We start from the raw sequence: 10,154 nt of genomic DNA, 5'->3' as shown, positions 1-10,154 counted from the left end.
TCCTCACACCACTCCTCACACCACTCCTCACACCACTCCTCACACCACTCCTCACTCCACGCCGATCAGCAGCAGCGCTCCCTGCCGTCCACCCCGGTACACCACCGTGTCGACGGCCAGGTAGGCCTCCCGCACCCGTCCCTCCAGGTGCTCGGCGATCCCTTCGGGGGCTTCGTCGCCGAGCACGAGGGTGACGAGTTCGCCGCCCGCCGACAGCATGCGGTCCAGGACGGCCGCGGCGGTGGCGGTGACGTCGGCGCCGATGACGGCCACGTCGCCGTCGACGAGCCCGAGGACGTCGCCTGTCTGGCAGATGCCGGCCATGGTCCACGACTGCCGCTCGGCGACGGCGACCTCGGCGTAGCGGGTGGCGCCGGCCGCCGAGGTCATGGAGACGACGTCCTCGTCGAAGCGGCGGTCGGGCTCGTGCACGGCGAGCGCGGCGATGCCCTGGACGGCCGAGCGGGTCGGGATCAGGGCGACCCGGATGCCCTCCACGCGGGCCTGTTCGGCGGCTGCGGCGGCGGTGTGGCGCAGGTCGGCGTCGTTGGGCAGCAGCACGACCTCACGCGCGTGGGCCCGGCGTACGGCCTCGACGAGCTCCCCGCTGGCGGGCGGCTCCCCGGGGCGCGCGAGGACCGTGGTCGCGCCGGCCTCGGTGTACAGCCCGGCCAGGCCCTCGCCGGGGACCACGGCGACGACCGCCCGCTGGGCGCGTTCGCGGACCGGGCGTTCGCCCCCACGCGTGTGCGCGTCACCGGCGCCGAAGTGGGTGATACGGATCCGGTACGGCCGCCCGGCCTCGACGCCCGCCTCCACGGCGGCGCCCGCGTCGTCCACGTGCACATGGACGTTCCACAGGCCGTCGCCGCCGACCACGACGAGCGAGTCCCCGAGGCCGTCGAGACGCCCCCGCAGCCGGTCGACGGCCGCGTCCTCGGCCTCCAACAGATAGATCACCTCGAAACCGGGCCCATCGCCCCCCTCAGCCCCCTCACCGCAGTCCTCGACGACACCCAGGCCGCCGCGAGACCGATCACCACGCCCCCCGGAAGCCTCGGAAGCAGCGGCCGGGGCAGGCGAAGGCGTCTCCCCCGTGAACGTCTCCACCAGCGCCGCCAGTACCGCGACCAGTCCGCGCCCGCCCGCGTCCACCACTCCGGCGCGCTCCAGGACGGACAGCTGCCCCGGAGTCGCGGCGAGTGCCGTGCACGCCCCCCGGTAGGCCGCGCGGGCGACCGTCCCGCAGTCCCCCCCGGTCCCCTCGGCCGCGTCGGCGGCGGCCTCGGCGACGGACAGAACGGTCCCCTCGACCGGGTGGGCGACGGCATGGCGGGCGGAGTCGGCCGCACGCCGCAGCGCCAGCCGCAGCCCCTGCGCGTCGACATGGGAGACATCACTCCCGGCGGCCAGCACCTGGGCCATGCCGCGCAGCAGCTGCGCCAGGATCGTCCCGGAGTTCCCGCGCGCGCCTATGAGCGCGCCGTGCGCCATCGCGCGCGCGGCGTCGGCGAGGGAGGGACCCCCGGCGGAGGAACCGGCCTCGTAGCCGGCGAACACCGCCTCCACGGCCGTCGAGGCGGACTCGACGGTCAGGTACAGATTGGTGCCGGTGTCCCCGTCCGCGACGGGGTACACATTGATCGCGTCGATCTCCTCGCGCGCGCGGCCCAGCGCGGTGAGCGCGAGGCCGCACCAGGTGCGCACCGCGAGAGCATCGAAGAATGTCTGCGGCACCTGCGCCACCTGCGCCTCCCTGAGCTGCTGGACTGCACGCAGCGTAGAGCAGCCATGGTAGTTTCGTTCTACCGGAGCAGTCGTTGTATGCTTCTCCGGTTGCCCGATCCGAATCGGGCTCTCCCTGGCAACGCCACTCAGATCTCTGATCCTGCGATCTCGATCCCGGCATGCCGGGATCAACCGTAAGTGCATCTGAAGTCTTTGGAGTGACCCGTGGCTGCCAACTGCGACGTCTGCGGCAAGGGGCCGGGCTTCGGCAACAACATCTCGCACTCGCACCGCCGTACGTCCCGTCGCTGGAACCCCAACATCCAGCGTGTGCGTACCGTGGTCGGTGGGACGCCGAAGCGCGTGAACGCCTGCACCTCGTGCATCAAGGCCGGCAAGGTCTCGCGCTGACGCACAGCCAAGCGCGCGGCCACTGCTGGTTCGCTGCATCAAGCCGGTCCACCTCACGGTAGACCGGCTTTTTGCTGTCACCCACGTCTGTCACCGGCGCCTGTCACCCGCGCCCGAGTTCCCACCCATGATCCACCGGCCCGATCCCCCCGCCGAGCGCGAATCCGGCCGCGACGGCCCCCGTGACATACGCCTTCGCGACCCGCACCGCATCCGGCACGGAGTCCCCCGCAGCGAGCCGTGAAGCGATCGCGGAAGCCAGCGTGCACCCCGTCCCATGCGTATGCCGGTTGTCGTGGCGCGGCGCGCGCAGCCAGTGTTCCTCGGTGCCGTCCGTCAGCAAGTCCACGGCGTCGCCGGGAAGATGGCCGCCCTTGATCAGCACCCACCGGGGGCCGTACACCAGCACGGCCGCCGCGGCCTCCCGCAGCCCCTCCTCCGACTCGACGTGTACGCCGGTGAGTTGGGCGACCTCGTCGAGGTTCGGGGTGGCGACGGTCGCGACCGGGAGCAGCCGGGAGCGCACGGAGTCCAGCGCGGAGGCGGCCAGCAGCGCATCCCCGTGCTTGGAGACGCCGACCGGGTCGACGACGGCCGGCGCGTCCGTGTCCGCGAGCAACTCGGCGACGGCCTCGACGAGTTCGGCCGAGGCCAGCATGCCGGTCTTCACGGCCTGTACGCCGATGTCGTCGACGACGCTGCGGTACTGGGCCCGCACCGCCTCCACCGGGAGTTCCCAGGCGCCCTGCACACCGCGGGAGTTCTGCGCGGTGACCGCCGTGACGACGCTCATGCCGTGCACGCCGAGCGCCAGCATCGTCTTCAGGTCGGCCTGGATGCCCGCGCCGCCGCCGGAGTCCGAGCCCGCCACCGTCAGAACGCGGGGCCTCACTGCTCTATGTCCCCGAAGTGGTCCCAGCCGCCCTGCCGGGTCCAGGGCGCCCCGTCGACCGTCACCTGGGGCAGCGCGGACGGGTTGAGGACCTCGCCGATCACCTTCCAGCGGGCGGGCAGCTTCACGTCCGGCGGGAAGGTCGCCACGATCGCGTGGTCCTCTCCCCCGGTCAGCACCCACTGGATGGGGTCGACGCCGACGGCCTGTCCGATGTCGTTCATCTGGGTCGGGATGTCGATGGCGCCGGAGCGGATGTCGATACGGACCTTGCTGGCCTCGGCGATGTGTCCGAGGTCGGCGATGAGCCCGTCGCTGACGTCGCACATCGCGGTCGCGCCGAGCGTCGCCGCGGCCGGGCCCGCGTGGTACGGCGGTTCGGGCCGGCGGTGGGCCTCGACGAAGGCGCGGGGCGAGCGGAAGCCGCGGGAGAGGACCGCGTACCCGGCGGCGGACCAGCCCAGCCAGCCGGTCACCGCGACGAGGTCGCCGGGCTGGGCGCCCGCCCGGGTGACCGGCTCCTGGTTGCGCAGATCGCCGAGCGCGGTGATCGACACCATGATGGTGTCGCCGCGTACGACGTCACCGCCGACCACGGACGCGCCGGCCACCTGACACTCGTCGCGCAGGCCGTCCATCAGCTCGCTCGCCCAGGTCACCGGCAGTTCGGGGGGCACGACGAGGCCGAGCAGCAGGGCGGTGGGCACCGCGCCCATCGCGGCGATGTCGGCCAGGTTCTGGGCGGCTGCCTTGCGGCCGACGTCGTAGGCGGTGGACCAGTCGCGGCGGAAGTGCCGGCCCTCCAGCAGGATGTCGGTGCTGGCCACGACCCGGCGGTCGGGCGCGGCGACCACCGCGGCGTCGTCGCCGGGGCCGACCCGCACCGCCGAGGTGGTGGTGAGACGGGAGGTGAGCTCCCTGATGAGCCCGAACTCCCCCAGCTCACCGACAGTGCCCTTCATCGGCCTTTCGCCCCTTCTCTCCCTGCCCGTGCCCGGTCGCGCAGGACCAGTGTCCTCGATACGGTCGATGTGACCGTCAGCTTCTGTCGTGCCTGCACCCCGGCACGGGAGCCGCGCTCCTCACGGGTCTCCCCGTGGCGCGCGGCGACGCGATACCGTGGCGTTCCTTTTCCCCACATGATCCTCGTGGCCGCCCTGGAGGTTCCGTGGTACAGGCGTACATCCTGATCCAGACGGAGGTCGGCAAAGCGTCGACCGTCGCGGAGGAGATCAGCAAGATTCCTGGCGTGGTCCAGGCCGAGGACGTCACGGGTCCGTACGACGTGATCGTGCGGGCACAGGCCGACACGGTCGACGGCCTCGGCAGAATGGTGGTCGCCAAGGTCCAGCAGGTGGACGGGATCACCCGTACCCTGACCTGCCCGGTCGTGCATCTGTAGCCCCCGTCTACCCTTGGCCGGTGAACCTTTTCCGTCACCGGCTCAGTGGTCTGCCCGCCCTCGTTCTGCTCTGTGCCGCCGTGGGTTGCTCATCGGCAGACGACAGCGCGTCTGCGGCGGTTCCCAGCCCCGCGGCGAAGGCCGCGCGGCTTTGCGAGAACCTGGACAAGGCGCTGCCGTCGAAGGTGGACGGCCAGGGCCGCCGGGATCCCGAGCCCGCCTCGGCGCTGACCGCGGGCTGGGGGGACCCGGCGATCATACTGCGCTGCGGTGTCGAACGGCCCGAGAAGATGAGCGACGAAAACGCCGACGGGGGCGAGGTGAACGGCGTGGGGTGGCTGATGGAGAAGCAAGGAGACGGTTCGTACCGCTGCACTACGACCGTGCGCACGGTGTACGTCGAGGTGACGATCCCCGAGGCCCGCGCGGGCAACGGCGCGGCGCCCCTCGTCGACCTCGGGCCGGCGATCAAGAAGGCGATCCCCGAAGGGATCGCCGACTGAGGACTACCTGAGGCCCGTCGAGCGACGCAGGGCCGCCTGGATGAGCCGGTCCACCAGCTCGGGATAGCCGATGCCGGTCGCCTCCCACATCTTCGGGTACATCGAGATCGGCGTGAAGCCCGGCATCGTGTTGATCTCGTTGATGACGAACTCGCCGTCCTCGGTGAGGAAGAAGTCCGCGCGGACCAGGCCCTCGCAGGAGGCGGCGTCGAAGGCGTCCACGGCCAGCTTCCGGACCTCGGCCGTCTCCTCCGGGGTCAGCGGGGCTGGGACGATCCCCGGGGTCGAGTCGATGTACTTCGCCTCGAAGTCGTAGTACGCGTGCGCGTCCGGAGGCGGGATCTCGGCGGGTACGGAGGCCCGCGGACCGTCCTCGAACTCCAGCACCCCGCACTCGATCTCCCGGCCCCGCAGCGCCGCCTCGACGAGGATCTTCGGGTCGTGGCGCTGGGCCTCGGCGATCGCCTCGTCCAGGCCGGACAGGTCGTCGACCTTGGTGATGCCGATCGACGAACCCGCGCGCGCGGGCTTCACGAAGAGCGGCCAGCCGTGCTCACCGGCGAAGTCGACGATCTTCTTGCGGGCCGCGGACTCGTCGCGCTCCCACTCGCGCGGGCGGATCACCACGTACGGGCCGACCTTGAGCCCGAAGGAGGTGAACACCCGCTTCATGTACTCCTTGTCCTGGCCGACGGCCGAGGCGAGGACACCCGAACCGACATACGGGACACCGGAGAGCTCCAGGAGACCCTGCAGGGTGCCGTCCTCGCCGTAGGGGCCGTGCAGGACGGGGAAGACGACGTCGACCTCGCCGAGCGCCTTGGGCACCGATCCGGGCTCGCTGTAGACGACTTCGCGGTTCCCGGGGTCGACGGGGAGCACCACGCCGCCCTCCTGGGAGTCGGTGAGTTCCTCGATCTCCGGCGTACGGCGGTCGGTGATCGCCATGCGGTCGGGTTCGTCGGCGATGAGGGCCCAGCGTCCGTCCCGGGTGATACCGATCGGCAGGACCTCGTACTTGGTCCGGTCGATGGCCTTCAGAACGGCGCCGGCGGTGACCACGGAGATCCCGTGTTCGGAGCTGCGTCCGCCGGACACGACGGCCACACGCGGTTTGCGAGACGGCTGCTCGGGGCTCTGGGGGAGGTTCTCGGTGCTCATATCGGCATGAGAGTACCCGGTGGTAGGGCCCCGAGACAGCGTGGAAACCGCCGGTTTCACGCGGTGTCGTTCAGTGTCGCTCAGCGTCGTTCGGGCTTCGCGCTGCGCGACATCAGCTCCTTGAGCGCGACCACCGGCGGCTTGCCCTCGTGGACGATGTCCACGACCGTCTCGGTGATGGGCATGTCGACGCCGTGCCGGCGGGCCAGATCCGCCACGGACTCGCAGGACTTGACGCCCTCGGCGGTCTGCCGGGTGACCGCGATGGTCTCCTGCAGGGTCATGCCCCGGCCGAGGTTGGTGCCGAAGGTGTGGTTGCGGGAGAGCGGCGAGGAGCAGGTCGCCACCAGGTCGCCCAGGCCCGCGAGTCCGGCGAAGGTCAGCGGGTCGGCGCCCATCGCCAGACCCAGCCGGGTGGTCTCGGCGAGCCCGCGCGTGATGAGCGAGCCCTTGGCGTTGTCCCCGAGGCCCATGCCGTCCGCGATGCCGACGGCCAGTCCGATGACGTTCTTCACGGCGCCGCCGAGTTCGCAGCCCACCACGTCGGTGTTGGTGTACGGGCGGAAGTACGGCGTGTGGCAGGCGGTCTGGAGTTGCTGCGCGACGGCCTCGTCGGTGCAGGCGACCACGGCCGCGGCCGGCATCCGGGCGGCGATCTCACGGGCCAGGTTGGGTCCGGTGACCACGGCGACCCGGCTCGGGCCGACCTTGGCGACGTCCTCGATCACCTCGGTCATCCGCATGGTCGTACCGAGTTCGACGCCCTTCATCAGCGAGACCAGGACGGTGTCCCTGGCGAGCAGCGGGGTCCACTCGGCGAGGTTGGCCCGCAGCGTCTGGGAGGGGATCGCGAGGACCGTGAAGTCGGCGTCGCGGGCGGCCTCGGCGGGGTCGGCGGTGGCGCGGAGGTTCTCGGGGAGTTCGACGCCGGGGAGGTAGTCGGGGTTGGTCCGGGTGGAGTTGACCGCGTCGGCGAGACCGGCGCGGCGCGCCCAGAGCGTCACCTCGCAGCCCGCGTCGGCGAGGACCGTGCCGAAGGCGGTACCCCAGGATCCTGTGCCGAAGACGGCCGCCTTGACGGGCTTGCTCACTTGCTGCTCTCCCCCTCGTGGGCGGCCCGCGCCTCGGGCCGACCGCTGTGCTCCTCGTGATGGCTGTGCTGCGCCTCGGTCCGGCGCCGCTGCTCGATCCGCTCGCGGCGCGGGTCGTAGGGCGTGTCGGGCGCCTTCTCGCCGCGGATCTCCTCCAGCAGGCGGGTCACCTCGGCCATGATCACCTCGGTCGCCTCCTTCAGCACCTCCGCGGTCATGTCCTGGCCGTAGAAGCGCGTCAGGTCCACGGGCGGGCCCGCGAGCACGTGGTGGGTCTTGCGCGGCAGGACGTTCAGCTTCTTGCTGTATGGCGGCAGCAGTTCGTTGGCGCCCCACTGGGCGACGGGGATCACCGGGCACCTGGTCTCCAGGGCGACGCGCGCGGCACCGGTCTTGGCCGTCATGGGCCAGCCGTGGGGGTCGCGGGTGATGGTGCCCTCGGGGTAGAACACGACGCACTCACCGCGCTCCACGGCGTCCACCGCGGCGCGGAACGCGCTCAGCGCGTCCGTGGACTCGCGGTAGACGGGGATCTGTCCGGTGCCGCGCATCGCGGCCCCGACGAACCCCTTCTTGAACAGCGCGCTCTTCGCGAGGAATCGCGGCACTCGCCCGGTGTTGTACTGGTAGTGCCCGTAGGTGAAGGGGTCGACGTGGGAATTGTGGTTCACCGCGGTGATGAATCCACCGTCGGCCGGAATGTGCGCCATTCCGCGCCAGTCCCGCTTGACCAGAACCACCAGCCAGGGTTTGCAGAGGACCGCTGCGAAGCGGTACCAGAAGCCGATTCTGCGGCGGGGCACGCGGACACCTTCCTCTAGGACTTCCCCGGCTTCCCTGTGCCTGGGGCCGGACAAGTGTCGCCCCGGGCCGCCGGTCTGTCGAGAACACGGTACGCCCGCCCACCCGAGCGGCGGTGAGGCCGGGTGACAATGGCCGCGACGAGAGAGGGACGGTACGCCGGTGCAGTGGACCTTGGTCATACCTCTGAAGCCCTTGGCGCTGGCCAAGAGCAGGCTCGCGGACACCGCCTCGGACGGGCTGCGGCCGGGCCTGGCCCTCGCCTTCGCCGAGGACACGGTGACGGCGGCGCTGGCCTGCGCGGCCGTACGGGACGTGGTGGTCGTCACGGACGACCCGCTGGCCGGGCATGTCCTCGCGGCCCTGGGCGCGCGGATCGTCCCGGACGAGCCCCGCAGCGGCCTCAACGCCGCCCTCACGCACGGGGCGGCGTCCGTACGGCGATCACGTCCCGAATCTCCGCTCGCGGCCCTGAACGCCGATCTGCCGGCGCTGCGCCCGCCGGAATTGGCGAGGGTCCTGGACGCCGCGTCGGAATTCCCGCGCGCTTTTCTCCCGGACGCCGCGGGAATCGGCACGACGCTGCTGGCGGTGTCGGCCGACCGTGAATTGCTTCCCGCATTCGGTACGGATTCCCGAGCCCGCCATCGCGCCTCGGGCGCGGCGGAACTCCGGCTCGCCGCGGTGCATTCGGTACGGCAGGACGTGGACACCGGTGACGACCTGCGCGCGGCGCTGGCGCTGGGAGTCGGCCCCCGTACGGCCGCGGCGGCCGCGCGGCTGCTCGGTATCGGGCAGTAGGCTGCGGGCATGCAGGCGACCGCGTACACGTACGACCCGGACACCCGCAGCGGGCAGGTACTGCTGGACGACGGCACTCCGGTGCCCTTCGACGCGCCGGCGTTCGACGCGGGCGGGCTGCGACTGCTGCGGCCGGGCCAGCGGGTACGTATCGAGACCGAGGGCGACGGCGACGCGCGCCGCGCCATCCTCGTGACCCTGCACACCTTCTGAGACCCGGCTGTCCCCGGACACGCCGCGGGCCGGGCTCCGTGAGGGAGTCCGGCCCGGCGCGTGAGTTCCCTTGCCGCCGTAGGGGGTGACCCCTACGCCTGGCGGGCGGTGGCCTTCTTGGCGGTGGTCTTGCGCGCGGTCGACTTCTTGGCGGGGGCCGTCGTCGCCGTCGCCTTCTTGGCCGCCGGGGCCTTCTTGGCGGCCGTCTTCTTCGCGGTGGCCGTCTTGGCGGTGGTGGCCTTCTTGGCCGCCGACGTCTTGGCGGTCGCCTTCTTCGCGGTGGTCTTCTTCGCGGTGGCCGTGGTCTTCTTCGCCGTGGTCTTCTTCGCCGTCGCCGTGGTCTTCTTGGCGGCCGCCCTGGTGGTGGTGGCCTTCTTCGCCGCCGCCTTCTTGACCGTCGCCGAGGCACCGCCGGTCAGGCTGCCCTTGGGCGCCTTCTTGACCGCGACCTCGCCGCCGCGCGGCAGCTTCTTCGAGCCGCTCACCAGGTCCTTGAAGCCCTGGCCCGCGCGGAAGCGCGGCACGGACGTCTTCTTGACCCGAACCCGCTCGCCCGTCTGGGGGTTGCGAGCGTAACGGGCCGGGCGGTCGACCTTCTCGAACGAACCGAAGCCGGTGACCGAGACCCGGTCCCCCGCGACGGTCGCACGGACGATGGCGTCCAGGACCGCGTCGACCGCCTCGGCGGCCTGCTGGCGGCCGCCCAGCTTGTCGGCAATCGCTTCTACGAGCTGCGCCTTGTTCACGTCTTCCCCTTCGGAGACCTCGCCAGAACGAAAGTGTTCAAGCTTTTTCGCACGTTAGGCAGATATATACCGCAAATCAAACACGAAACGGGCTAATCACCCTTGTGCCGCAACGAACTCGGCTGTTCCGGAGGCGATCAACGCTCCTCTTCGGGCATTCGCCCCTCGTCGAGGTCCGTCATGAACCGCTCCAGACGCCTTGTCGCATCGGCGAGATCGTGCTTGGCCGCGGCCGTAATGACCAGCAGCTTCCGGGTCAGCGCCATCCGTACGCCCTCCGGGACTTGCAGTGCGCGCACTCTTGTGTGCGCTTCCTTGAGCTGGTTCGCGACCGCCGTATAGAGCTCGAGTTGGCCGTCGTGTTCCATGCACAGATTGTGCCATCTGGGGCGAGTTGTCGCCCGC

General features: G+C 71.2%; 13 protein-coding genes. 5 read left to right on the top strand and 8 right to left on the bottom strand.

Annotated elements, in window-relative coordinates; genetic code table 11:
* Positions 1–51: 51 nt before the first annotated feature.
* Positions 52–1,746, bottom strand: coding sequence for a DAK2 domain-containing protein (locus ACFPIH_RS21620; RefSeq protein WP_381174590.1), 1,695 nt, complete (start codon positions 1,744–1,746; stop codon positions 52–54).
* Positions 1,747–1,953: 207 nt separating this feature from the next.
* Between ACFPIH_RS21620 and rpmB the strand changes: the two genes are divergently transcribed.
* Positions 1,954–2,139, top strand: coding sequence for a 50S ribosomal protein L28 (gene rpmB, locus ACFPIH_RS21615; RefSeq protein ID WP_003993230.1), 186 nt, complete (start codon positions 1,954–1,956; stop codon positions 2,137–2,139).
* Positions 2,140–2,242: 103 nt separating this feature from the next.
* Here the strand turns inward: rpmB and thiD are convergent, their stop codons facing one another.
* Together thiD and ACFPIH_RS21605 are read right to left on the bottom strand one after the other, a co-directional pair.
* The gene (thiD, locus tag ACFPIH_RS21610) at positions 2,243–3,031 is read right to left on the bottom strand and encodes a bifunctional hydroxymethylpyrimidine kinase/phosphomethylpyrimidine kinase (RefSeq protein WP_381174588.1); all 789 of its coding nucleotides are present in this window, start codon (positions 3,029–3,031) and stop codon (positions 2,243–2,245) included.
* Positions 3,028–3,993 carry a thiamine-phosphate kinase gene (locus ACFPIH_RS21605; protein ID WP_381174586.1) on the bottom strand — a complete coding sequence of 322 codons (966 nt, stop codon included), beginning with the start codon at positions 3,991–3,993 and terminating at the stop codon, positions 3,028–3,030. Before ACFPIH_RS21605 ends, thiD begins: the two co-directional genes overlap by 4 nt.
* A 206-nt stretch (positions 3,994–4,199) precedes the next feature.
* Between ACFPIH_RS21605 and ACFPIH_RS21600 the strand changes: the two genes are divergently transcribed.
* Together ACFPIH_RS21600 and ACFPIH_RS21595 are read left to right on the top strand one after the other, a co-directional pair.
* A complete protein-coding gene (locus ACFPIH_RS21600) occupies positions 4,200–4,433 on the top strand; it encodes an Lrp/AsnC family transcriptional regulator (RefSeq protein WP_381174584.1) in 234 nt (77 codons plus the stop codon).
* 20 nt (positions 4,434–4,453) lie between these two features.
* Entirely contained in the window at positions 4,454–4,936 is a 483-nt protein-coding gene (locus tag ACFPIH_RS21595; protein WP_381174582.1) for a DUF3515 domain-containing protein, read from the top strand.
* Between the two features lie 3 nt (positions 4,937–4,939).
* On the opposite strand, the gene ACFPIH_RS21590 is transcribed toward ACFPIH_RS21595, so the two are convergent.
* From ACFPIH_RS21590 to ACFPIH_RS21580, 3 genes are all read right to left on the bottom strand, one after another.
* Positions 4,940–6,097, bottom strand: coding sequence for a D-alanine--D-alanine ligase family protein (locus ACFPIH_RS21590; protein WP_381174580.1), 1,158 nt, complete (start codon positions 6,095–6,097; stop codon positions 4,940–4,942).
* Between the two features lie 80 nt (positions 6,098–6,177).
* Complete coding sequence (locus ACFPIH_RS21585) at positions 6,178–7,188, bottom strand: NAD(P)H-dependent glycerol-3-phosphate dehydrogenase (RefSeq protein ID WP_381174578.1); 1,011 nt, start codon at positions 7,186–7,188, stop codon at positions 6,178–6,180.
* Positions 7,185–7,991 (bottom strand): lysophospholipid acyltransferase family protein, encoded by an 807-nt coding sequence (locus ACFPIH_RS21580; protein ID WP_381174576.1) that lies wholly within the window; start codon positions 7,989–7,991, stop codon positions 7,185–7,187. Before ACFPIH_RS21580 ends, ACFPIH_RS21585 begins: the two co-directional genes overlap by 4 nt.
* 160 nt (positions 7,992–8,151) lie before the next feature.
* Between ACFPIH_RS21580 and cofC the strand changes: the two genes are divergently transcribed.
* Together cofC and ACFPIH_RS21570 are read left to right on the top strand one after the other, a co-directional pair.
* Positions 8,152–8,790 (top strand): 2-phospho-L-lactate guanylyltransferase, encoded by a 639-nt coding sequence (gene cofC, locus ACFPIH_RS21575; protein ID WP_381174574.1) that lies wholly within the window; start codon positions 8,152–8,154, stop codon positions 8,788–8,790.
* Positions 8,791–8,799: 9 nt separating this feature from the next.
* Positions 8,800–9,003, top strand: coding sequence for a hypothetical protein (locus tag ACFPIH_RS21570; protein ID WP_381174572.1), 204 nt, complete (start codon positions 8,800–8,802; stop codon positions 9,001–9,003).
* A 92-nt stretch (positions 9,004–9,095) separates the two neighbouring features.
* Here the strand turns inward: ACFPIH_RS21570 and ACFPIH_RS21565 are convergent, their stop codons facing one another.
* Together ACFPIH_RS21565 and ACFPIH_RS21560 are read right to left on the bottom strand one after the other, a co-directional pair.
* Positions 9,096–9,749 carry an HU family DNA-binding protein gene (locus ACFPIH_RS21565; RefSeq protein WP_381174570.1) on the bottom strand — a complete coding sequence of 218 codons (654 nt, stop codon included), beginning with the start codon at positions 9,747–9,749 and terminating at the stop codon, positions 9,096–9,098.
* Between the two features lie 137 nt (positions 9,750–9,886).
* The gene (locus tag ACFPIH_RS21560) at positions 9,887–10,117 is read right to left on the bottom strand and encodes an SCO5555 family protein (RefSeq protein WP_055634329.1); all 231 of its coding nucleotides are present in this window, start codon (positions 10,115–10,117) and stop codon (positions 9,887–9,889) included.
* Positions 10,118–10,154 lie beyond the last annotated feature (37 nt).

Source organism: Streptomyces vulcanius (assembly GCF_042653945.1).
GTDB classification, from domain to species: Bacteria; Actinomycetota; Actinomycetes; order Streptomycetales; family Streptomycetaceae; genus Streptomyces; species Streptomyces mangrovi.
This window is presented reverse-complemented; position numbering and strand designations above follow the sequence as displayed.